Raw genomic sequence first — 22,385 nt, forward strand, 5'->3', positions numbered from 1 at the left:
GCATCGGCTGAGCGCCCGAGCGCCGGTGGACGGACGGCTGCCGGCCTCGGCGCTACATTTTCGCGGTGGGAGAGGCGGCGGTGTTCACACCGGGGGCCGCACGTATCCGTGCTCGGCCAGGGCTTGGGCATGCCTGTCATAAGCGCTCGGATCCGTCGGAGTGAGCGTGTCGAGCCCGTCCACATATCGATTGAACATGCTGAACGCCGCCGCGATGAGCACGGTGTCGTGAACGGTGCGGTCGTCGGCCCCGGCCGCGCGTGCCTGGGCGACGTCTTCGGCAGTCACCGACCGGCCGTCCACGCGGACCTTGTCGGCGACGGCCAGCAACGCGACCATCAGGGGATCCGTCTCCGCCGAGGACGAGCCGGACCCGTCGTCGCGGCGCAGCCGCCGCGCCACGGCGTCGTGGGTCCGGGCGCAGAAAGCGCATTCGTTACGGCCGGACACGTACGCGGCGATGGTCTCCCGCTGCGCCGGGGTGAGCGGCGAGGGACCTCGCAGCAAGGTCTCGGCGAGGCTGTTGAGCGGACCGGCGGTCTGCGGGTAGCCGGCCAGGAGCCCGGCGATCCCGGGCAGCGGCGGCAGATCGATGTGCGGCACACCCCACGTCATCACGCCTGGCCGCCGATATCCACGTCCGAACGGCCACCCTGCGGCGTCCGACAGGCGAGGATCTTCCCCAGCGACCAGAATGGATCTCTCGCACCGAATCTCGTAAAGTCTGCCGTCTCGCGTCACGGACGACAGGGAGATCTTGGTGAGTACCGGCAACTCGGACCTCGCGGCCCGCATCGATATGACAAAACCGCATCCCGCGCGACGGTACGACTACTGGCTCGGTGGCAAGGACAACTTCCAGGCCGACCGCGACGCGGCCGAGGCGATCGCCGCGGTGTTCCCCCACATCCGCACCGCCGCCCGCGAGAACCGAGCCTTCATGCAGAGGGCGGTGAGGTTTCTCGCCGCCGAGGCGGGGATCCGGCAATTCCTGGACATCGGCACCGGGCTGCCGACCGCCGACAACGTCCACGATGTCGCGCAGCGGATCGCCCCCGAGTCGCGGATCGTCTATGTGGACAACGATCCGCTGGTGCTCGTGCACGCCCGAGCCCTGCTGACCAGTTCTCCGCAGGGCGCCACCGCCTACATCGACGCCGACGCGAGGACCCCGGACAGGATCCTCGCCAATCCGGCCCTGCGGAACACGCTGGACTTCTCCCAGCCGGTCGCGCTGCTGCTCGTGGCCCTCCTGCATTTCGTCGAGGACAACGAGAACCCGTACGACATCGTGCGGGAACTGGTCGCCGCCCTGCCCGCCGGTAGTTACCTGGTGCTGTCGCATGCGACGTTCGACCCGCTCGACCCTGACACGATCGCCGCAATGAACGGGGTGAACAGAGGCATCAAGCCGATGTTCTGTCCCCGCCCGTTGGCGGACGTCTCGCGCTTCTTCGACGGCCTCGACCTGCTGAAACCGGGGATCGTCTCGGTCTCCGACTGGCGGCCGCAGCCGGGGCCCCGCCCCACCCCCGCCGAGGCCACCGGTTACGGGGCGGTCGCACGAAAGATCCGGTGACCACGCGGAACGCCACTCCGAGGGCTCACGAACGATTCCCACGGGTCCGTTGTAGGTTCTCCACCAAGATGTCGGGGGGTCAGCGCGCTGACCTGGTGGGCGGTGCGGGATTCTCACCGATCTGGCGCTTTTCTTCATGGTCTTGGTGCGGCAGGAATGACTGGTCCCGGTGGGGAGCGGCCCGCTGCTCAGAACCAGCGACTCACCACCGCGTCCCGCTTCTATCCCAGGCGGCCGCTCGTGGCAGCACGTACGTCCGGGTGTTCGATCGGGTCGTCACGCAGGTAGCGCAGCCGCTCGCGCGTCATGTCGGTCAGTGGCGCGCGTTGCACAGCCAGCATCCTGACGTCGGTCTCACAATCCCAGAGCCCTTCCACCAGGAAGCGTTCCGCGCCGGTCGGGTCGAGTGCGACGAGCGCCCGCAGGTAGGCCGGGCGCTCGTAGGAGTGCGGGCTGTACCACAGTCGGCGGAGCCGGGGCGACGCCGCCGTGCTGGCCGATCCCCCGATCCGCGCCAGGCCGACGACGAGTTCGTCGTAGCCGCACAGGTCATCGGGTCTTTCGTCGAGCCAGTCCAGCCCGGCGACGACGGCGGGAGCATCGCTGTCGGCGCCGTGCGCTGCCAGCAACCGGAACGCGGTCCAGCGCAGAGGATGGCCAGGAGTGGCCGCCCACGAACGCGCAGCGGGCACCGCGCCGGCGCCCAGCTCGGCCAGAGTGAGGCCCAGTAGCGGCGCGATCTGCGTCGCGGCAGCGCCATCGGCGGCGAGCATGCCGTCGACGAGGTCGAGCAGGCGCAGGTCCGGTGGGCGGCGGCGCAGCTCTCGCAGTGCCGGGCGCCAGTCAGCGGCGCGGGCCGGCTCGGCCAGCAGGTCGAGTAGGGCATCGTCGGATTCGGCGGCGTACGGCCGAGCGAGAGGACGAACGCGCGCACCGGCGGCGTGGACCGCGGCGGCGATGCGCGGATCGCGTTCGGCCCAGCGGGGCCACGGCGGTGATCGCCACAGCACATCCTCGCTCGCCGCGGCGTCCAGCCGACCGATCAAGACGGGGTGCAGGTCGTCCCAGTACTCGGTCGGCCAGGAGACGGCCACCGTGGTGAGCGCTTCGAGCCAGCGCTTCCCGTGGGTGATGTAGCGGCGCACCTCGTCGACGACTCCGTCGATGCCGGCCCGTCCCAGCACCTCCAGCACGCCGAGGGTCGTGGCGAACTCATGGTCGTCGTCGGCCTTTGCCGCGGGCGCGTGAAACAGGCCCGCGGCGATCGGTTCGACCGGCAGCCGCAGATCCCGCACCAACCGAGCCAGATAGACCTCGCGCTCGTCGACCTGCCAGTCCCAGCGGTAATCCCGGCGGAGGCAGTCCGCCACCAACTCCGGAGCCGCCGGGTCGGACATTGCGAGATGCGCGCCGCGGCCGAGCCCGCGCTGCAGTGCCCCAGCCAGAGACCGTGGACTGCGGTAATGCCAGGAATGATCGCAGTCGTCAGTAGTACAGCTCATCGGCAGGCAGTGTGCCGTATCCACCGCGACCGTGTCTGGCGTTTTCTCGCGCCGGCCGCCGCGCAGCGATATCCACCCACGACGCGGCGACGCCGTCTCTCACAATCTTGGCGGAACCGCCGACCCAGCCGCCAAGATCGTGAGAGTCCGCCATCGGCGATGAGAACCTACAGTCGGGTGGGTTCTCCTCTGAGTTGGCGGCGGTCAGCGGGTGAGCATTGAGCGGACGTCGGGCCGGGCTTGTGGTGCGCGGTGCTTGACCCTCGACCTGATTGAGGGGCAAAGCTCTGTCCCGGGTTGGACGACGCGCGGCTCTGCGCGTCGCGGGACCGCTGACCGGAGGACGAGCCATGACCGATGTCGTGATGGAAGAGATCCGCAAGGCCCAGGAGCTGAATGTCGCAGGCGACCAGGCCGGTGCCCGCGCTGCCCTGGAGCGTCTGTGGGGGACCACCGACGATGCCCTGCATCGGTGCACCATCGCCCATTATCTCGCTGACCTGCAGGAGTCGGTGGAGGATGAGCTGCGGTGGGATGAGCTCGCGCTGGCGGCGTTCCCGGATCTCACCGACGAGCGGACCCGCGCTTTTGACGACTCGTGGCGGGCGCGGGCTTTCCTGCCTTCGTTGCACCTCAATCTGGCCGACGTCCACCGTCGGGCCGGACACCAGAAGCAGGCGCGGCACTTCCTGGGCAAGGCCACCGCTGCGCTCGACGAACTCCCGGCGGATGACTACGGTGCCATGATCCGCGACGCCCTCGGCAAGGTCCGAGAGGCCATCGACGCCGGCTCGACCGCACCCTTGGTGCCGACAACGTAGGATGCCCGACCGGCGATGATCAATCCGCCGTGGGAAGGCGGACGATTTTTGCATCGGCGGCCGGCGTGCTCGCTGTTGCATCGCGCCTCCTTTCGTAGGGGTGAGGTCGTCCTTGTTTCGATTGCTCATCTGCTCCGGTGCTGGGGCGGTGCTGGCTTGGCTGGTGCGTAGCGGTCGAGGAGTCTGCGGGTGCTCGGTTTGCGGAGCTGTTCGAGCAGGTGTCGGCCGGCTGAGGCCCTACAAGTCGGGACGGTCCTTCCGTAAGTACGGGTCAGGTCGGGAACGAGTCGGGGTCGACGTCGGACGAGGTGGCGTTGCCGCCCAGGACCTCCTGCAGGCTGATCTGCCAGATCGTGTACTGACGCGAGGTGGTGGTGAACTTGAAGCTGGAGTCGAACTTGCTGAACTGGCAGTCCCGGGTGAAGCGCTTGCCGTCCCAGTCGGTGCCGCTGGAGATGAAGACCTCATAGGTGCCGTCCTTGATGCGGCCCGTGGTGACCTTCTTCTGTCCTCTGACGTAGACGGAGACGGCCGGCTTCTTGGCGCCGACCTTCACCAGATTGACCACGGTGTCCACCGTGTTGCCGTTGTCGATCTTGAGTTGGCCGCTGCCGCCCGTGGTTCGGGTCAGGTAGCTGCCGTTGGCCTGGCGACGGTTCTGATCCTCGGTCGCGGCGGGAAGGAACGAGCCGAACCGGTACTTCGCGCCCGGGTCGGCGGCGGCGAGCGCGGTGATCGCGGTCCGCAGGTCCGCGGCGGCGCCGGCCCGGGTGAGCGCGGCGCTGGCGGCGCCGCCGGTGCAGACGCTCCGGCTGTCGGCGGAGCTGGACACCGAGGTCAACTCGTTCTCCAGCGAGGAGAGCGCGGAGACGAGGTCGCCGTGCGCGGAGACGACCGCGGCCGGCGCCGTCAGCCCGGACAACATGGACGCCTGGGTACGGACCGTCTCGGCCAGGGCGTCGGCGGCGGCGGCCACGGCGCGCGGCGTGGTGGCCCGCCCCAGGGTGCCGACGGCGGCGGTCAACTGCTTGTCGGCCTCGTCGAGTGAGCTCTGGAAGGCGGCCGGATCGAGCGGGGGCGCCGTGGCGACGGCCTCCTCGGTCGGCCGGGTCGTGGTCGTGGTGGTGGTGGAGGTGGTGCTGCCGGTGACGCCGCTGCTGGTCTTGGCGTCACTCCCCCGGAACAGGGTGGGCGCCAGGCAGATGCCGCCGACGAGGGTGATGCCCAGGGCAACGGCGATGATCCGGGCGCGGGGGCCGAACCGGCGCCGGGCGGGTGCGGCGAAGCCCGACGAAGGAAAGGCGCCGGCGGCCGGGAACGATCCGGCGGGAAGCACCCGGATGGCCACGGCCACGGTGCGCGTGGATGCTGTGCCGGTGGCCGGATCGACCCAGGGCAGGTCGACGTTCTGCACCGTGCCGTCGCGGGCGCCCGGCAGAAAATAGATCATGACGGGCGTGCCGTCCGGTGGCGCCGCGATCGTCTTCGCTGTGCCGGCCGCGGCCTCGGCCGCGCTCAGCTCGACGACGACTTCCGCGGGCCCTTCAGTGAAGCCACCCCCCGTATTCACTTCCATCCTCAGAGTATTGGAGGGTTCCTTTCGGAAGTCCATCCATGATGTTCAGTCGCGTCATCGAGACGGTTGCGATCACCTTCGGTTTCCCGTCCGGCGGGACGACCACGAGCGTTCGGGTGGACCTCGCCCTCTATGGTCGTCACCATGACTGAGCCAGCCCAGCCGGACCCGGACGACAGCGAGCGCGGCATTGTCGCCTCTCCAGTGCTACCCGTTCCCGAAGCGGCCGCAACGAGTCCGTGGGCGCTGATCGCGCTCGCGGCCGGCGCCATCGTGAGCGTGGTGCTCTGGCGCAGACGCGCCAAAGCTTGATCCATCGCCGGGCGGCGGAGCGCTCCGCCGTCCGCACTCCCCCGCCGCGGGCGACGGCGTCTTCCGAACCGGCCTCAGGCCCGCGGTATCGGGGCTTCCATGACGTGCATGGATTCCACCGGGCGAAACCCGAACGCTCGATTGGTGGCGATCATGGCTTCGTTGCCGTCGGCCGTCCAGGTGTGCAGGTGTCGTACGCCGGGGAAATGCGCCGCGAGTCGGGCGAGGTTGGCTGACTTGAGCACAGCGCCGAGGCGGCGGCCGCGGTGAGCACGGAGCACGAACGTGTCGTCCTGCTGGGCATGAAGGCCGTCGGAGTTGACGAAGATCCGGGTGTACCCCGCGGGCGTACCGTCTGCTGCGCTCAGCAGCGACGTGACCAGCCCCCAGCCGGCAGCGGCCAGCCGCTCATCGCCGCGCAGCACTTGGGTGGCGGTGACAACGACCGGCTCGTGGTCGCGTTCGCCGACCGGGACGTCCCGTTCCATCAGTGTGCGCATCACGGCCAGGTCGGCCGCCGAACCGGACGCCACCGGACCGAGCCACGAGCGAAGCCGATATCCGGAGGGTACGTCGACCGGCCGCGACTCGGTGGGCAGTCCGAGCAGGTAGCGGCGCTCCGTCAGCTTGCTCTCGAAGCCGCGCACGAGGGCGAACCGGCCGCCGGCGTGCTCGGCGAGGGACTGCGCAAGGGGCACATGGAGTTCGGCGGAGACGACGTCGCGTCCGTGCGCCTGGGCCACCGCGATGGCCGCTTCGTACAGAGCCGTGCCCGCGCCACGGCGGCGATGCTCCGGCGCCACGGCCAATTCGAACTCGGTCGTGTGCGTGTTCGCCGTCCGGGGCAGGTTCACGATGACACCGCCGAGACACTCGTCGCCGTCCCATGCGCCGTACGCCTGGCGGTCGAGGAAGGCGTTGCCGGCGGTCGTGCGCAGCGATGTCAGCATCGACGCGACGCCGGCCATGGTCGGCTGCTTCCGGCCGGCGACGCTGCCCGCGCGAAACGCCGCGTACCACGGGCCGGATTCGGGCCCGTGAGGGTCGAGCGCGCGCACCTGCATCCGGCGATCATGGGGCTGGCGCACACGGTCACGCAACCCGATTCGGCCCACGGTCCCCGCCTTTCGAACCCTCAGCCCAGCGTGAGCCACCGGAGGCCGAGCCGCTCGACCCGCGCGACGTCCGCGGCCTCGATCGGCTGCCGCCCGGTCGCCCTCCGCAGGAACCCCGGTCGATCCCAGCCCAGCTCGCGAACCGCGTCCCTCCACTGCGGACCGAGCTGCAACTCCATCAGGACGTCTCCGGCCTGCCGGCTCAACCAGGGCGTACGCCCCAGCGCGTCGGCGACGTCCAGGCCGTGAACGGCGATCTCGACCACCCGGGTGAGCAGGAACTGCGACAGCAGCATCGCGTCCCCATGCCGGGTGAGCACCACCCGGTCCTCCCGCTCGGCGCGGCAGAGTCGATCCACGCGTCGCCACGTCGCGGTGAAGTCCTCGACGAGCGCCGCGCCACCGCTCTGTCCCGCCGCGTAGTCCTGCGCCAAGCTGATCCGGGCCGCGTTGGTCCGCACGGTGAAACGGTCGTCCGGCCGGTAGTACTCGACCGCCGAAACCTCGGCCCTGTCCGGCTCGGCGGCGGCCAGCATTCCCGGCAGCCAGGCGATCACCACTCGCACATGCCCCACGAGCTCGCGGACGGTCCACGGCTCACACCTGGTCGCGAGACGCCACTCGTTCTCGGACAGGCTCGCTACCGCCCGTGAAAGAGCCTCCGCCTCGATGCGGAACGCGTCCAGCGCACGGTTCAGGGTCATGCCGATCAAGCTATCAACGGTGGTGGGCGCCGGAACCGGTGGCACATCCAGTGCGACGCCTGCCGGCCGGATCGCATTACCGTCAGCCGAAATGGACTCGACTGGAGGTTTCGTGTGATCGAGCCCGTCGACCCCACCGTTCGCCTGCTCCGAGCTGTGCCGCACTGGACCCTGTCACCGGCCCTGTGGGAGGAGGTCGACGAAGTCGTTCAGCGGGTGCACCGGGCACTGCGGGCCGGCGACATCGCCGCCGCCAGGGCCGCGGCATCGGTGCTCTCGCTGTGTGGACCGCATCGGGTCGGCCGCTCGGTCAACGCACGCATGGGCGCGGTGACGGGCGCGGGTGTCTCGACCGGCACCCGTGACCTGATCAATGAGCTGGTGCACCGGTTGACTCCGCCGCCGACGGAGACCGGGCAGACGGAGCCGGCAGCCGCGTCGCACGCCGAGCGCCATGCCGCCGTTCCTGAGTAAGCCGGCCGTGCTGACCCACCATTTCTTCTCCGCGAGCGGCGTCCGGTCCGGCGCCCTTCGGGAGGTGTGGGACACCGCCCGCGCGCGGGGGCTGGCGGAGCCGATCGCCGGCCTGCCCACGGTGCTGGGCGAACCGTCGGACGCCGCCTACCTCGACCGGGTGGTCGTTCTCGGCGCCGGCCGGCGCGGCGACGCCACAGGTGTCGAGGAGATGGTCGCGTACCAGGTCCAGGACGTCGTCGTGCTCAGCGTGATGTGTGCTCCGGAGCACGGCGACTGGCATTCGCTGGGCGATGTCCCCCGCGTCGGGCACGGCTCGATCGGCAGCGTCGTCCTCTACCTCGGGCTGGTGCCCGACGCGGCGGCGACACCCTCGCCGCGGTCGTACGCTCGCCGTCTCCGGCCGTTGGTCCCGGCGCCCCACGACGGCGGATGGACCTCGGCCGGGGAACGCCGTCACGCCGGCATCACCGTGTGGGAGCTGCCGTCGGGTCGTCCGGAATCGGCGCTCGCACACCGCCGGCTGCTAGCGGTCGCCCCGCTCTCCGGCGAGGATGCTCTCGACCGCTGGTTGTGGAGCGACGACGAGCCGGGCCTGGTGCCCTTCACCAGGTACCTGATGCATGCGGCGAAGCTGCGGTACCAGCACGATGTGCTGGTCCGGGACCTGGCCGGGCTGCGTGGCATCGCTTCGCGGGCCCGGGACCGTAGCGCGGGGCTGGCGTTGATCCTGTCGGCGGGCCCGGTGGACGGTCTGCCGGACATGGCCCGCGGCCTCGCCGCTCTCCAGGCCGAGGCCATCACTCTGGTCGCATCGCTGACTCAGGTGCGGATCATGGCGCGGACGGTGGACACCGCCATCGAGAACATGACGTCGTCGCTGGGCGGCGTGCTGGAGAGCGATCGGTCACTCGGCCGTTGGGTCGCCGACCAACTGCGCAATGAGGAGACGTACCTGTCGGCCGCCGTCGACGGCACCGAGCAGGTCAGCAGGGTGGGCGCGGTCGTCATCGACGCCGGCACGCGGGAACGGCAGGAACACCTCATGCTGCTCCAGGCGTCACTGCTCGGCTTCCTGCTCACGGCGCTGGCGGCGATCCAGAGCCTGGAGTACGACCTGCCGCTTCCCGGCTCCCTCAACGCGCCGGTGATCGCGGTGCTGGCGTCCACGGCGCTGTGGTTGCCGGCCGCGGTCCTGCACTGGCCGCCCGGCTCGCGCAAGCAGCGTTCCCGGCGGGTCACGGATCGGCTTCTCCTCGCTCCGGTGGCCGGTGCGATCGGCTGGCTGGCGACAAGCCTCGGGTGGGCCGTCACCAGCGGTGGGGCAGCGCCGTGGCCGCTGACTGCCGGCGCGGCGGCGTGCTGTGCGGTCGTGTCGATGCTGCTGGTCGGGCGCCGATGAGCCGGGCCGTACGGCTCGGTCCGCTCACCGTGAACGCCGATGAGGTCGACGGCTCCCGCGTGCCGGTCTTCCTCGACCAGTCCCGCGCCGCCCGCGACGAGGGACGGCTCGTTCTCGTCTCTCGTCGGCCGCCCGGCGTCAGCGGGGCGGGCCGTGACGGCGAAGGCTCGCTGGCCGACCTGGAGTCGCTGGTGGAATCCATCGGCGACTGCGCGGCCGTTCCGCTGGCCGCCGGCGTTCCCGGCCGTTCCCGGGACGCGCCGGAGTGGCCGCTGATCAGGTCGGCGCTACTCGGACTGCCGGCATTCCCGTGCCTGGTGGGCCGGCCCGACGACGTACGCGCGGTGATCGAGCGCGCCGGCCTGTCTCAGCCGGACGCGTTGATGTGCCGATCGCATCCGGTTCGCACCGACTTCCGGTCGCTGGTGCAGAGGTGGTGCGCCGATGACGAGTCCACAGAACAGGTTCTGCACCGGCTGCGGTCCCACACCGACGCCGAGGGGGTCGCCGCGTATCTCCTGGGTGAACTGCTGGCGCACTGCCATCGCAAGCACGTGCTGCACGGCGACACCCGCAGGTCCAGCTTCGGGTTCACCGCGGACAGCGGGGCGGTGATCATCAAACAGAAGGCCCGGATGCTGTGCTCGCCACCGACTCCCGGGCAGTGCGCCAGCGACCTCGCGCCCCTGCTGGAGTCGTTCTCCGGCGGCGCCTGGCGGGCATTCCGACTCGGGTACGCCCACGACTGGCCGGACGCGTCGCAGGTCCTCGACTACGTCGAACTCGGCGACACGACCGGCTGGGTCGGCGCCATGGGCCGCCGGCGGTACGCGGACGCGGCCGACCGCCTCGACCGGGCACTCGGCGCCCGCACCCCGGACGACCCGCCGGGACATCTCACGCTGCTGGTCAACCGTGCCTACTCCTACAGCAGGCTGGGCCGGCACGACCAGGCCTGCACCGATGCCGACACCATGCTGCCGGCGGCCGCGACGCTCATCCCGGAGCTGCTGCCGGTCGTCCAGTTGCACGCCGGTTTCGCGTACCTGCGCGGTGGACGGTACGAAGCCGCCGCCCGCATGCTCGTCACGCTGATCGCGGGACCGCGTACTCCGACCGTGAAGAACCTCGCCGTGCGGGCGTTGCGTACGGCGTACACCGGCCCTGGCGCGATGGTCCCCGATGATGACCTGGCCTTCCTGGTGAGACGCGGCCACCAGGTGACGGTTCTCCAGCCGTTCGACACTCTCAGGGAAACGGAAGCCGATGATTGACGACGCTCTGGCGGACGCCTATGCGCGCATCCGCGGCTACCAGGAGGCCGGGCAGGCCGCCGCGGTGCTGGACGCGGCGGTGCCGGAACTCATCCGCCGCGTGGTCGCTCTGGCCAACGCCCTCGACGACGCGGACCCCCGGCGGGTGATCGCCGTCCACGCGGTCGGAACCCTGCGCTGGTGCCGCTTCCAGGCTCTGCCCGCCGGCCGGGAGGCGGAACGTCAGGCCGAGATGCTGGCGGCGATCAATCATTTCGACCAGCTGTATCGATGCGATCCGAAGTCGGCCCCGCCGCCGGAGCTGATCCCGCCCGAGATCCGGGCCCTGTTCGACCTGCCCGCCGACCTCGACGCCGAGGACATGGGCGGCGCCGCGGCACTGACCGACGTGCTCACGCTGCTTCAGTCGGCGACGGAGATCGGGCCGTTCTCCACCTATCTGACGATGCTGCGCGGAGGGCCGAAGCTGAAGACGCCCGGGCATCTTCATCATCCGCTGAGTCTGGCCTACCTGGCCATCGCCCTGCGTCTCAAGGGCCAGCGATTCGGTGACCACGGCGACCTGACCGAAGCCGTGCGACACGGGCGGGCAGCCGTCGACGCCGCGCCGCCGGGACACCTTCACCGGTCGATCTGCCTCGGCGCCTACGGCAACGCGTTGCTCGCCACGTACCACGCCCAGAGTGATCCCGACGCGCTGGACCTCGCGCTTGTTGCGCTGCGGGCCGCGCTCGACGCGGCCGGGCCCACGGACGAGAACCGGCCCGCTCTGTTGTGCACCCTCGGTGGCGCGCTGACGGCTCGCGCCGTCCGTGACGACGACGGCCCCGGTCTCGACGAGGCGATCACCCTGCTGCGAGAAGCGTTGCCGGTCAGTTCCGGCGACACCCGAACCCACCATGGGGTACGGGGAAATCTCAGCCAGGCGCTCACCGAGCGTCATCGTCGCCTGAGGAATCCCGCGGATCTCGATGAAGCGGTCAGGCTCGCGTCGGAGTTCTCCACCACAGCGCCGCCGGAGAACTCCGGCGCCGAAGGGCTGCGCGCGTACCTCTCGATGATGGTTCCGGAGCTCGACGTCTCGCCGGGACGCGGCGAACCGGAACCCGGCCACCACGCCGCCCTGAGCCGGCAACTACTGCATCGCTTCATCGAACTGGGCCGGCGGCCGGATGCCGACGGCGCGGTCCGCCATGGCAGGCTGGCGGTCGAGGTCGCCGCCGGACGTCCGGATGAGATCGCAAGCCTCGTTCAGCTGGGCGCGGCGCTGCAGAGCCGGCTCGACCGCTACGGCGATCCGGCCGACCTGCGCGAGGCGGTGGAGAACGGCCGCCGGGCGGTGCGTCTCGCACCCGCCGGCCATCCTGAGCGGGCGGCGGCGTTGTCCCACTTCGGGGTCGCCCTGCGCACGAGGTTCGGGGCCGCCGGCGACGCACGCGACCTGGACGAGGCCGTGGAGGCCGGCAGGGCGTCGGTCGACGCGGCCGTGTCGGCCGGCGACCGGGCCGGCTGCCAATCCAATCTGGCCCTGGCTCTGCGAACCCGTGCCGACGTGAGCGGCAACGTGACGGACCTGGACGAAGCCGTGGCCGCCCTGGAAGACGCCGCGGCCGCTGTGCCTGCCACCAGCCCTCGCCGGCACACCATCGTCGACAACCTGGCGGAGACACTCCGCAGGCGCAGTTTCGACGCCCATCGACCGGAGGATCTCGATGTCGCCATCGAGCGACTGGGCGAGACGTTGCGCGACACCGACGAGTCGGATCTGCGCTGGGGGTTCACCGCCGCGGCGATGGCGTCGGCCCTGCGGCAGCGCTACGACAGCCGCCGGGATCCCGATGACCTCGAACTGGCGGTCGTGCTGGGCCGGCGAGCGGTGGCGGCGCCCGACGCCACCGGCTCGACGTCGTTGTTCCGGCTCACCTGCCTGGCCCGCGCCCTGCGGGTCCGCGGGGAGCTCAACAGCGACCCGGCGGATCTGACCGAGGCGATCGATCTGTTCCGGCGTGCCGGCGGCCTGCCCGGCAGCACGCAGGACGGCGGCATCGGCGCGGTGAACCTCGGCGCCGCCCTGTGGACACGAGCCGCGCTCACCGGCAGCACGACCGACACCGCCGAGGCCACCGATGTGCTGAACGCCGTCGTCGCCTCGGAGTTGCCGCCGCGGATCAGAATCAATGCCGCGGTGGTGTGGGGCCGAGCAGCACGATGGCTGCCGGGTGACGGCCGGTCCGCCTTGCACGCCTTCGAGTCCGCGGTGAGCCTGCTGCCGTTGCAGGCCTGGCGAGGGATCGACGACCGCAGCCGCGAGCGCGCGTTGACCAATCTGAACGATCTGCCGGCCGCCGCTGCCGGTGCCGCCATCGCCGCGAACCGCCCGGACCGGGCCGTGGAGCTGGTCGAGCAGAGCCGGGCCATCGGTTGGACACAGCGGCTCGAACTGCGCTCGGAACTCGGCACGCTGACCGACGCCGCGCCCGAGGTGGCGGCCCGGCTCGCCACGGCGCGTGCCGCGCTCCAGTCCCTGGAACAGGGAACCGCACCACCGTCGCGCGAGGAACGGATCACCCTCGCCCGCGCATGGGACCGGGCGGTCGCCGCGGCCCGTCAGGTGCCCGGCTTCCATGGTTTCCTGCGTCCGCCGGAGGCGCACGAGTTGTACCGGGCGGCAGCCGGTGGGCCGGTGGTGGTGATCGGCGCGGTGGAGCCCCGGTGCTCGGCGTTGATCGTCACGGTCGACGGCGTCACCACCGTCGAACTGCCCACCACGGCGCAGGAGATCCAGAGCCAGACGCTGGGTTTCCTCGCCGCTACCCAGGTGCTCAGCGGCCCCGATGTGCCGTTACGGCTGGCGACGTCCCGTGAGGAGTTCATCAGCGCCTTCCTCGGCTGGCTGTGGGACGCCGTCGCCGGTCCCGTGCTGGACGCGCTGGGCATGGGTCCGGTCAGCGACGACGCCGCGCACTGGCCACGACTGTGGTGGTGTCCGGTCGGTCCGATGAGCCTGCTGCCTCTGCATGCGGCGGGCCACCATGCCCGGGGTGACGGCGCCGCCGTCCTGGACCGGGTGATCTCGTCCTACACACCCACGCTCGGCACGCTGATCGCCGCTCGGGAACGCCCCGCCGATCCAGCGCCACAACCCGAACCGCTGCTGGTGGTCTCGGACGACTCAGGCTCGCCGCTGCCGGCCGCCTCGACCGAACCGGAAACCATCGGCGAGCTGCTGGGCGGGCATCCCATCACCGTCATCGCCGGCGCGGCGGCGACCGTCGAGGCGGTACGCGAGGCCCTCGGCGCCCACCGCTACTTCCACTTCGGTGGCCACGGCCGGACGAACATCTTCGCGCCGTCCGAAGCCCGGATCGATCTCGCCGACGGCTCCTTGGGCCTGAGCGAACTCACTCGCGCCGTGCGGCCGGACAGCGAGTTCGCCTATCTGTCCGCCTGTCACACCGCGCAGGGCGGGTTCTCGGTGCCCGACGAGGTCATGACGTTGGCGTCGGCCGTGCAGTTCGCCGGGTGCCGGCACGTGCTGGGCAGCCTCTGGTCGGTGCCCGACGCGGCGGCCGGGCAGTTGGGCGCCTATCTGTACCAGGCGATCACCGACCACGGCCGGCTCCGGCCGGACCGTGCCGCCCGTGCTCTGCATTTCAGTGTCCGATGTCTGCGCCGAGAAGCGCCGATGCTGCCGAGCGGGTGGGCGCCCTTCGTGCACGCCGGTCCATGATCAGTCACCGTCGGCGTCTCTGGCGGTCCGGCGCCGGATCTCCTTGACGCTGACCACGTCGCCGCTGATGGCGTCGGTCGTGCGCCAGAAGCCGAGCCCATCCGTTGAAGTCTTCGACTCCGGCGCATCGGCGCCGAGGTCCTCCATCTTGACGGCCCGCCCCGCCGCCGACAGCGAGGGGTAGATCTGACCGTGGAAACGGACCTGGCCGTCGGCGAGCAGCTCACCACGACGCGTTATGCCGCGATAGTCGCCGTGCAGCGTGGCCCCCGGTGCAAGCCGTCCGGCGGCGATCATGTCGGTCACCTTGATCAGCCGCTCCTGGGTGGTCACTGCCTGCCTGGTCCGCCGGGCACCGGCGGTCGACGTGCCGGTTCGCGTGAATGTCGGGGCCGCCGTAGGCGAGGGCCTCGGAGATGAATTCCCCGAGGCGCTTGAGGGCGGGGTCGACTGACCGGTGGGTACCGGGAAGTCGAACGAGGCGCGTGCCCGGATCAGGCTTGTCCGGATCGCGTCGGAAGTCAGTCGAGGCAGACGTCGGTCGAGCAGAGCGACAAGCTCGGCGGGCGGCTCGGTCTCGCTGAACATGCTGGTCAACACAGCATGAACTTGACGATCGACGAAGAATCCGTTCCACAACTCGTCGATGCGGTTGTCCCGCATGTTGTCCTTGCTCAGCAGGCTGAGCAGTTCCACGGCAGGCTCCGGGTCGTCGATGCGTACGGTTCGGAACAGTTTCTGCTCGATGGGAACTGGAGCATGCGCGTTGTAGATCCGCCACTCCATCCCGTCGGTCAGCGCGACCCACTCGACCCCGGCAGCCGTCGCATAGGCGATCGTCTGATTGGCCCATCGAGGAACGTCCAGGTTCTCACCGAGGCCCTTGGCCTCGATGAACAGCTTCGGTGTCCGCAGCAGCAAGAGCGCGTAGTCGACCGGGTTCTCGGTGCTGTTGCGCCGATATTCGTGGGAGACCTCGTCGGGATCTCGAAGATCCCAGCCGAGCGCCTCGATGATGGGGCTGATCAGGCTCGCCTTGGTGTTCTGCTCGCCCAGCCTGCGGGGACTACGCCGGAAACGCTCCAGTCGCTCACCGCACTGCTTGACGACATCTCGCAGTTCGAGCACCGCTCACCCCCGGCTGTCACGTGGCCGCTCATCCGCCGCGGCGTCGGTTGTGGAACCGGTGCTCGCAGCGAGTCAACGAGCCTATCCTGCCGCAGGACTAATCGAGGAGGTCGCGGATGTCGGCGGCCGTGAGCGCGCCGGAGGCGAATTCCCCGCCGTCCATCACCCCGGCGAACAGTTCGGCTTTGCGCGCCTGCAATGCCATCACCTTCTCCTCGATGGTGTCCCGCGCTACCAGGCGATAGACCATCACGTTTTGGGTCTGCCCGATCCGGTGGGCCCGGTCCACTGCCTGCGCCTCCGTCGCGGGGTTCCACCACGGGTCGAGCAGGATGCAATAGTCGGCCTCGGTCAGGTTCAGGCCGAACCCGCCGGCCTTCAGGCTGATCAGGAACACCGGCGCGGCGCCAGTCTTGAAATCCTCGACCACCCGCTTACGGTCGCGGGTGGCGCCGTCCAGATACGCGCACGTGATGCCGGCCTGCTCCAGCCGGTCGCGGGCGCCGCCGAGGAAGCGGGTGAACTGGCTGAACACCAGGGTGCGGTGCCCCTCCGCGACGATGTCAGTGAGTTGCTCCACGAGCAGATCGAGCTTGGTCGAGGAGACCGCGCGGTGCTGTTCGCCGACCAGCGCCACGTCCAGGCTGGCCTGCCGCAGCAGCGTCAGCGAGCGGAAGATCTCGAAACGGTTGTTCTCCAGGTCGCCCAGCAGGCCGAGCACCTTCTGCCGCTCACGCTGCAGGTACCGCTGGTAGACCTGGCGATGCCTGGGCGACAGATCGACCTCGATCGTCTGTTCCTGCTTGGCCGGCAACTCGGCGGCCACCTCGCTCTTGCGGCGGCGCAGCACCAGCGGGCGGATCCGCCGGCGCAACTGGGCCAGCCGCTCCCGGTCCCGTTCGCGTTCGATCGGATGGCGGTAGTACTCGGTGAATCGGTCGAGCCGGGGGAACAGACCCGGGGCCACGATCGAACAGAGCGCCCACAGTTCGGCCAGGTTGTTCTCCATCGGCGTACCAGTGATGGCGATCTTGAACGGTGCCGGAAGGCGGCGGGCGCATTTGTACGCCTGCGACTGCGGATTCTTCACGAACTGTGCCTCGTCGAGCAGCAGGCCGGCCCAGTCCAGCACCGCGTAGTCGTCGTACTCCAGACGGAACAGGGTGTACGACGTGACCACGACGTCGGCTTGTCCGATCGTCTCCGCCAAACCGGCGCCTCGCCGGGCCGCGGTCGAGGTGATCGCCCGAATCTCGAGGTCCGGGGTGAAGCGGGCCGCTTCGGCCGCCCAGTTGTGCACGACACTGGCCGGCGCCACCACCAGGAAGCGGCCGCGCTTGCGGGCATGGCACAGCAGGGCGAGCGCCTGCAGCGTCTTGCCGAGGCCCATATCGTCGGCGAGGATGCCGCCGAGGCCGTTGTCGTGCAGTGCCGCCAGCCAGCGGAAGCCCTCCTGCTGGTACGGGCGTAGCTCGGCGCGCACCCCGGTGGGCACCGGCTGCTCGAGGAGCACGCCCGACTGGCTCAGCGTGGCCACCGTACGCTGCCAATCCGCCGCCTGACCGGCCAACTCGCCCAGCTCGCCCAGCTCGTCCCAGACGCCGGCCTGGAACCGGCCGACCCGCAGCACGCCCGGTGGGCTGTCGGTGAGTTCGCGGGACTCGGCGATCAGTTCGCGCAGTTGCCGGAACTCCGGCCGGTCCAGGCCGAAGTAGACACCGGTGGGCAGGATCAGGTACTCCTGCTCCTGGGCGAGCGCGACGAAGAGCGCCTGGAAGTCGACCTGCTCGCCGCCCACCTCGACGCGAACCGACAGGTCGAACCAGTCCTGCTCGCCCGCCTGTGCGGCACCGGTGAACGTGATGACCGCCGCCGCGTCGGTTTCCCGCAGATCCCAGTCGTCCGGTTGGATCACGGACACACCGAGGCCGGCCACCTCGGGGAGCACCATACTCAGGAAATGGATCATGGCGTCGCCGCTCAGCGCCGACTCCGCGGCGAGCCGGGGTCCCCGCGGGCCGGATTCCAGCAGACCGGGCAGGCGGGGGCCGGCGAGATCAGCCACCCGCCGTACGAGATCGGCCTGCTCGTCCAGCAGCTTCGGTGACCAGAGCGGCTCGCCGTGCCGCCCACCACCGACCTCGACCACCCATTCCCAGCGCAACCGGAGATGATGCCGGCGTTCCGCGCTCAACGTCACCGTCAGTGTCGGAGCACCCACCTGAGGCAGACTCACGGCTGGTCCGGCCGGCACGACCTCCACCTGCCGCACCAGGCTCGGGTAGAACTCGGCGAAGAACCGCTCCCGCTGCTCGCCGGGAATGTGGATTCCCGGCGCCGTCAAGGCCTTGCGTGCCGCGCGCGGCAACGGACGGGCCAGCGGAGCCAGCCGCAAGACCGGCTCAGCCGGCTCCGCTGTGCCGTCCCCGCTCCACGATGCGATGCCGTGCGCCGGCTCGCCAACGAAGAGAGTGGTCTCCACGTCGACCGATATGCCGTCGACCTGCAGCACGGCTTGCAGCGACAGGTCATCGTCGACGTTGTTCACCTGCATCGACACCCGCGCCGGGCGGCTTGCCACGACCACCGGCCGGGCGTTCTTGCCGTGCTGCACCAGCGGCAGGCCGGATTCCTGCGCCTCCGCCAACAGGTCCCAGATCCGTCGGCTGCCGAACTCGTCGAGGTAGATGTTCGCGCCGGCGCCGCTGTAGTAGTGCGAGTGGGAGCCGGACAGTGTGACGATCTCGGTGAGCAGCCGGCGGTGATGTTCGAGGTCCGGCGAGCGTCCCCCGGCGTAGCCGAGCGAGTGCCAGCTGATTCCGGTGCGTACCCAGCCCTTACGGCCCGGCACCACCGGGCGTATCGAGACTCGCCGCCCTGTCCGGCGAACCCGTGGAAGGTAGGCTTCCACCAGCTCGAACTGCAGGCCGATCCTCGGCTCCGAAGGCTGCGGGAGCGGTGGTGTGCCGGCCAGGTCACGTACCCATGCCGACAGCTTCGATTCCCATCGGCCGGCCTTCGGCCGCCGCTGTGCCGGCGCCGGTGCCGGTGCCGGTGCGCTCATCGCCCGCTCGTCCCGCTGAACGGCGATCATCAACGCGATCAGATGTACGCACTCCGCATCGGCACAGGTGCAGAAGCCGTTCAAGGCGGGCTCGGGACCGGGGACGACCTCGCCGGTCACCACCCCACCGTCGCGGACCTCGCCGACCGCCGTCCCCGAGGGGCCGATCGTAGGGTTGACGATCTGCCCGTCGGCCAGTGCTGCTCGCGCTCGGAGAAAGACGCGGACCCCGGCCAACTCGCAGAGAATCGCTTCGTCCGGAGACAAGACCAACTTCGCCATCGTCGCCCTTCGCCGAGTCCGGGGCAACTCTAGACGGGCCGGCAGAAACGCCGCACGCTGCGTACTCAATATGAGGGACGTCCGGCCGGCCACGCCCGCTATCGTTCGCGGCCGGAACGTGCCGGTCCTCGGGATGATTCGTGCTGTGATCGCGGCACGGCGTCCCCGCTCACGGTGCGGTCGAAGCGGCCCCCGAACTGCGGTGACAGGCGCGAAGTTCCATGTACCGATGAACGCTAGGATCCCCCCACGCACGACACACGGGGAACCGATGAGCCGCATCCGTCTGGCTCGTCTTGGATATGCCGTCGCCGTCGGGATGCTGGCCGCGGGGGCTTTCGCCGCGCCGGCCCTCGCCGCCACCGGCACGGTCCAGGGCGTCTTCACCACCAGCACCGGCATACCGATCGCCAACGCCAGCGTCACCGCCTATTCGGTCGAGGGCGACCGGCTCAAGGACACGACGACGAACTCCGCAGGGGGCTACCGCCTCACCAGCCTGCCCGCCGGAGGCATACAGCCTCAGTTCAACAGCAACGGCCTCGAACACTGGTCTCCGGGCGTCACTGACCAGGAGCAGGCCACGACCTACCCGCTCGCCGCGGGCGGCACCCTCACGGTCGACGAGAAACAGCCTGCCACCGGCACCATCGCCGGGCACTTCAGCGGCGCGCCGGTGCCCTACGCGAACGTCACCGCCACGGGCATCGACTCGCGGACATGGCTCAACAGCAGCACCGACGAGCAGGGTGCCTATGCGATCGAGGCGCTGCCGGGCACCTTCAAGGTCTCTGTCAAGTGGGACAGCGCTCTGCAGTGGTTCAAGGTCTCTGTCAAGTGGGACAGCGCTCTGCAGTGGGCCGTCCAGGCCGCCGACGAGGACGCCGCGACCACCGTCACCGTCACGGCGGGTCAGACCATCACCGTCGACGACCACAAGCTCCCGACCGGCACGGTCGGCGGCCACCTGACCACGAGCGACGGGTCGCCGCTGGCTGACACGCGCGTCACCCTGTGCCGCGGCCAGGACCAGGTCGGCTGGGCCACCACCGAGGCCGAGGGCGACTACTCGCTCGGCGAGGCGTTGGCCGGCGGCGACTACACGGTGCCCTACACGGCCGGCGACGGTCCCGAGATCTACGTGCCCGGCACGGCCGATCCGGCCAACGCCCGGGAGTTCACCGTCGTGGCGGGTCAGCAGACCACGATCGACGACACCCGGCCTCTCCCGGCCACCGTGCACGGCACGCTGACCGGCGGCGACGGCAGTCCCAAGGCGGGCTACCAGGTCACGGTCGCCCTCGTCAGCACCGACAACTGGGTCCAGGCGAACGCCACCACCGGCGCCGACGGTGCCTGGACGGTGCGCGACGTCACCCCGGGCGACTACCGGGTCTCCTTCGTCGGTCCCGACGGCGGGCGCAGCCAATGGGCGTACGGCAAGAGCACCGAGGACACCGCCACGCTGATCCCGGTTCCGGGCGGCGGCGACATCACCGTCGATGACACCTGGCTGCCCGGCGCCACCCTGGTGGTGAACGCGGTCGACGCCGCCACCGGCGCCCCGGTCGACGACTGCTGCGTCTGGATCACCTCGCCCGGCGACGGCTCCGGCTGCGCGACCACCGGCGGCCTGACCACCGTCACCGACCTGCCGGGCGGCAGCTACCAGATGGCGGCCACCCCGGGCGAGGGTAGCTAGCTACTACCTCGCCTCCGATTACCAGCCGGTGAGGCTGACACCCGGCGAGACCACCACGGCGACGGTCAAGCTGACGCTCGGCGGCAAGGTCTCGTTCACGGCCACCGACCGGGTCAGCGGCGCCGCCGTCGGCCGCGTGTGCCCGGTGTTCGAGGTGCTCGGCCACGGAGGCCTGCCGGACGGTTACGGCGACTGCACCGACGGCCCCGGCAAGGCGACCTCGGGCAGCGTGGCCGCCGGCACCTACGAGATGTATGCGGCCGCGCCCACCGGCTACGGCGACCAGCAGGCAGCGGCCCGCATCAAGGTCATGCCGGGCAAGACTGTGACGGCGCCGGCCGTGCTGCTCGACAAGGCCGGCACCATCACCGGCGTGGTCACCGAAGCGGCCGGCAAGCCGCTGTCCGGGATAAACGTGGCGTGGAGCGCCTGGGGCGACGCCGGTCCGGCGTGGGACACCGACACCAACGCTCAGGGCCGCTACACGATCACCGGCCTCGACCCGTACGCGTGGCCGTTGCTCTTCAGCGGCGCCGGCTACCCGCAGCAGTGGTCGGGGCACGGCGGCAACTGTTTCCGGGCCGAGACGGTGACCGTGCGCCCGTCCGGAACCACCACCTACGACCTCACCCCGGTGGCCGGCTCGACCCTGACGGGAGCAGTGACCGCACCAGCCGGCGCGACGTGGCGGATCCACGCGTTCAACGCGGCTACCGGCGACCAGATGGGGACCTTCGACTCGTACAACGCCGGCCCCGGCGGCACGAAGAAACCGAATCTGACACTCGGTTAGGCGCCCACGGGGCGGACCAATCCGGTTCGCCCCCGTCCCGCCCCGTCCCGGATGAAGTCCCGTGCGGCGCGGCGACACCCGATCCGAAGCCACGCGGACCGTATGCCACCGAGGCCGGATGCGGCCGATGCGAACTCTTTGTATCCGTCGTTTCGCAACTCGCGCTGCCGCTCAGCAGCCTGGCGCACGATGGTGCGGATGATCGGATATCGCTCGGGAGACGGCGCGGAGCCGCTTGAGCCTTTACGTCAGAGCTACTCAACGAACTTGAGACTGACGACCTTCAACCTCACCGCTTGATCATCGACGATCGATTGAAGGGTCATTCGATCCGGGACCTGAGCCAGGGTCCGTCGCAGGCATTCGTCGCGGCCGTGGACGCCGTCGGGCCGATAGCGCCACGATTTCGACAATTCCTCGACGAACTCCGCTTGAGCCGCCATGACCTGCTTCGACGGGCTGAACCTGGCGAGGGCGAGCAACTGTTCCACGTCATGACTCGGCCCGCGTATCGAGATAGGTTGCGAAAGCAGGTGATCCCGGTAGGCGGCCAATACCTCATCCAGGGCAGGAATCCGGCCCAGCGGCAACGGCGACTGAGCGCGCAAACGATCAGCCGCATCCCGGACTGCGTCCTCGTCGGCCGTGGACGACACGCTCTCATCGACGCCGCGCCATCCGGAGAGCCTATGCCCCAGACTCAGCGAGATTCCCGGGAAGTTCATCGTTAGCGGGTGCACATGTGCGGTCGGGAAGTACTCGACGCGGCCCGGCACCTGAGCGAGGGCAACGCCCTGGAGAATCGGCCCGATACGGCGCAGAAGACGCATCGGCCGCCAGATTTCGAACCCGGGAAACAACTCCTGCCACGTCCGGCTGATCCGCCGCCGAGCCTTCGCATCGATACCCGCCACAAAACCACCGTAT

General features: G+C 70.1%; 17 protein-coding genes. 9 read left to right on the forward strand and 8 right to left on the reverse strand.

The genetic code is table 11. The features are described from left to right. Window positions 1–84: 84 nt before the first annotated feature. Window positions 85–603 carry a carboxymuconolactone decarboxylase family protein gene (locus QLQ12_RS01160; RefSeq protein ID WP_282756481.1) on the reverse strand — a complete coding sequence of 173 codons (519 nt, stop codon included), beginning with the start codon at window positions 601–603 and terminating at the stop codon, window positions 85–87. Between the two features lie 157 nt (window positions 604–760). On the opposite strand from QLQ12_RS01160, the gene QLQ12_RS01165 reads away from it, so the two are divergent. After that, a complete protein-coding gene (locus QLQ12_RS01165; protein WP_282756483.1) occupies window positions 761–1,579 on the forward strand; it encodes an SAM-dependent methyltransferase in 819 nt (272 codons plus the stop codon). 221 nt (window positions 1,580–1,800) lie between these two features. On the opposite strand, the gene QLQ12_RS01170 is transcribed toward QLQ12_RS01165, so the two are convergent. Next, the gene (locus tag QLQ12_RS01170; protein WP_282756485.1) at window positions 1,801–2,976 is read right to left on the reverse strand and encodes a hypothetical protein; all 1,176 of its coding nucleotides are present in this window, start codon (window positions 2,974–2,976) and stop codon (window positions 1,801–1,803) included. A gap of 455 nt (window positions 2,977–3,431) precedes the next feature. Here QLQ12_RS01170 and QLQ12_RS01175 point away from each other — a divergent pair, with 455 nt between their 5' ends. Next, window positions 3,432–3,902 (forward strand): hypothetical protein, encoded by a 471-nt coding sequence (locus QLQ12_RS01175; protein WP_282756487.1) that lies wholly within the window; start codon window positions 3,432–3,434, stop codon window positions 3,900–3,902. A gap of 271 nt (window positions 3,903–4,173) precedes the next feature. Here the strand turns inward: QLQ12_RS01175 and QLQ12_RS01180 are convergent, their stop codons facing one another. Next, the gene (locus QLQ12_RS01180) at window positions 4,174–5,478 is read right to left on the reverse strand and encodes a hypothetical protein (RefSeq protein ID WP_282756489.1); all 1,305 of its coding nucleotides are present in this window, start codon (window positions 5,476–5,478) and stop codon (window positions 4,174–4,176) included. 144 nt (window positions 5,479–5,622) lie between these two features. Between QLQ12_RS01180 and QLQ12_RS01185 the strand changes: the two genes are divergently transcribed. Continuing rightward, entirely contained in the window at window positions 5,623–5,790 is a 168-nt protein-coding gene (locus QLQ12_RS01185; protein WP_282756491.1) for a hypothetical protein, read from the forward strand. Window positions 5,791–5,864: 74 nt separating this feature from the next. Here QLQ12_RS01185 and QLQ12_RS01190 read toward each other — a convergent pair whose 3' ends face one another. Both QLQ12_RS01190 and QLQ12_RS01195 read right to left on the reverse strand, forming a co-directional pair. Beyond that, entirely contained in the window at window positions 5,865–6,854 is a 990-nt protein-coding gene (locus QLQ12_RS01190) for a GNAT family N-acetyltransferase (RefSeq protein ID WP_282756492.1), read from the reverse strand. Window positions 6,855–6,925: 71 nt separating this feature from the next. Then, window positions 6,926–7,609, reverse strand: coding sequence for a maleylpyruvate isomerase N-terminal domain-containing protein (locus QLQ12_RS01195; protein WP_282756495.1), 684 nt, complete (start codon window positions 7,607–7,609; stop codon window positions 6,926–6,928). A gap of 114 nt (window positions 7,610–7,723) precedes the next feature. On the opposite strand from QLQ12_RS01195, the gene QLQ12_RS01200 reads away from it, so the two are divergent. Genes QLQ12_RS01200 through QLQ12_RS01215 form a run of 4 tightly spaced genes read left to right on the forward strand, consistent with a single transcriptional unit; the run spans window position 7,724 to window position 14,489 of the window. Beyond that, window positions 7,724–8,083 carry a CATRA system-associated protein gene (locus QLQ12_RS01200; RefSeq protein ID WP_282756497.1) on the forward strand — a complete coding sequence of 120 codons (360 nt, stop codon included), beginning with the start codon at window positions 7,724–7,726 and terminating at the stop codon, window positions 8,081–8,083. Then, complete coding sequence (locus QLQ12_RS01205; protein ID WP_282756498.1) at window positions 8,064–9,485, forward strand: CATRA conflict system CASPASE/TPR repeat-associated protein; 1,422 nt, start codon at window positions 8,064–8,066, stop codon at window positions 9,483–9,485. The genes QLQ12_RS01200 and QLQ12_RS01205 overlap by 20 nt, the downstream gene beginning before the upstream one ends. Then, window positions 9,482–10,759: a hypothetical protein gene (locus QLQ12_RS01210; protein ID WP_282756500.1), complete on the forward strand. Its 1,278-nt coding sequence runs from the start codon at window positions 9,482–9,484 to the stop codon at window positions 10,757–10,759. The genes QLQ12_RS01205 and QLQ12_RS01210 overlap by 4 nt, the downstream gene beginning before the upstream one ends. Further along, window positions 10,752–14,489 (forward strand): CHAT domain-containing protein, encoded by a 3,738-nt coding sequence (locus QLQ12_RS01215; protein ID WP_282756502.1) that lies wholly within the window; start codon window positions 10,752–10,754, stop codon window positions 14,487–14,489. Before QLQ12_RS01210 ends, QLQ12_RS01215 begins: the two co-directional genes overlap by 8 nt. Here QLQ12_RS01215 and QLQ12_RS01220 read toward each other — a convergent pair whose 3' ends face one another. After that, window positions 14,490–15,617 carry a restriction system modified-DNA reader domain-containing protein gene (locus QLQ12_RS01220; protein WP_282756504.1) on the reverse strand — a complete coding sequence of 376 codons (1,128 nt, stop codon included), beginning with the start codon at window positions 15,615–15,617 and terminating at the stop codon, window positions 14,490–14,492. Between the two features lie 97 nt (window positions 15,618–15,714). Continuing rightward, window positions 15,715–18,963, reverse strand: coding sequence for a DEAD/DEAH box helicase (locus QLQ12_RS01225; RefSeq protein ID WP_282756506.1), 3,249 nt, complete (start codon window positions 18,961–18,963; stop codon window positions 15,715–15,717). A gap of 271 nt (window positions 18,964–19,234) precedes the next feature. On the opposite strand from QLQ12_RS01225, the gene QLQ12_RS01230 reads away from it, so the two are divergent. Both QLQ12_RS01230 and QLQ12_RS01235 read left to right on the forward strand, forming a co-directional pair. After that, window positions 19,235–20,665 carry a carboxypeptidase-like regulatory domain-containing protein gene (locus tag QLQ12_RS01230; protein ID WP_282756508.1) on the forward strand — a complete coding sequence of 477 codons (1,431 nt, stop codon included), beginning with the start codon at window positions 19,235–19,237 and terminating at the stop codon, window positions 20,663–20,665. A 28-nt stretch (window positions 20,666–20,693) separates the two neighbouring features. Further along, the gene (locus QLQ12_RS01235; RefSeq protein ID WP_282756509.1) at window positions 20,694–21,458 is read left to right on the forward strand and encodes a carboxypeptidase-like regulatory domain-containing protein; all 765 of its coding nucleotides are present in this window, start codon (window positions 20,694–20,696) and stop codon (window positions 21,456–21,458) included. 254 nt (window positions 21,459–21,712) lie between these two features. Here QLQ12_RS01235 and QLQ12_RS01240 read toward each other — a convergent pair whose 3' ends face one another. Continuing rightward, window positions 21,713–22,372 carry a hypothetical protein gene (locus QLQ12_RS01240; RefSeq protein WP_282756511.1) on the reverse strand — a complete coding sequence of 220 codons (660 nt, stop codon included), beginning with the start codon at window positions 22,370–22,372 and terminating at the stop codon, window positions 21,713–21,715. Window positions 22,373–22,385: the final 13 nt, after the last annotated feature.

Source organism: Actinoplanes sandaracinus, assembly GCF_030009775.1.
Classification (GTDB): Bacteria; Actinomycetota; Actinomycetes; order Mycobacteriales; family Micromonosporaceae; genus Actinoplanes; species Actinoplanes sandaracinus.

What these genes read in the sequence shown, in the direction of transcription:
- QLQ12_RS01170 (WP_282756485.1), bottom strand. Translation starts at nt 2,976, where the DNA reads ATGTCCGACCCGGCGGCTCCGGAGTTGGTGGCGGACTGCCTCCGCCGG.
- QLQ12_RS01175 (WP_282756487.1), top strand. Translation starts at nt 3,432, where the DNA reads ATGACCGATGTCGTGATGGAAGAGATCCGCAAGGCCCAGGAGCTGAAT.
- QLQ12_RS01180 (WP_282756489.1), bottom strand. Translation starts at nt 5,478, where the DNA reads ATGGAAGTGAATACGGGGGGTGGCTTCACTGAAGGGCCCGCGGAAGTC.
- QLQ12_RS01185 (WP_282756491.1), top strand. Translation starts at nt 5,623, where the DNA reads ATGACTGAGCCAGCCCAGCCGGACCCGGACGACAGCGAGCGCGGCATT.
- QLQ12_RS01190 (WP_282756492.1), bottom strand. Translation starts at nt 6,854, where the DNA reads ATGCAGGTGCGCGCGCTCGACCCTCACGGGCCCGAATCCGGCCCGTGG.
- QLQ12_RS01195 (WP_282756495.1), bottom strand. Translation starts at nt 7,609, where the DNA reads ATGACCCTGAACCGTGCGCTGGACGCGTTCCGCATCGAGGCGGAGGCT.
- QLQ12_RS01205 (WP_282756498.1), top strand. Translation starts at nt 8,064, where the DNA reads ATGCCGCCGTTCCTGAGTAAGCCGGCCGTGCTGACCCACCATTTCTTC.
- QLQ12_RS01210 (WP_282756500.1), top strand. Translation starts at nt 9,482, where the DNA reads ATGAGCCGGGCCGTACGGCTCGGTCCGCTCACCGTGAACGCCGATGAG.
- QLQ12_RS01215 (WP_282756502.1), top strand. Translation starts at nt 10,752, where the DNA reads ATGATTGACGACGCTCTGGCGGACGCCTATGCGCGCATCCGCGGCTAC.
- QLQ12_RS01225 (WP_282756506.1), bottom strand. Translation starts at nt 18,963, where the DNA reads ATGGCGAAGTTGGTCTTGTCTCCGGACGAAGCGATTCTCTGCGAGTTG.
- QLQ12_RS01230 (WP_282756508.1), top strand. Translation starts at nt 19,235, where the DNA reads ATGAGCCGCATCCGTCTGGCTCGTCTTGGATATGCCGTCGCCGTCGGG.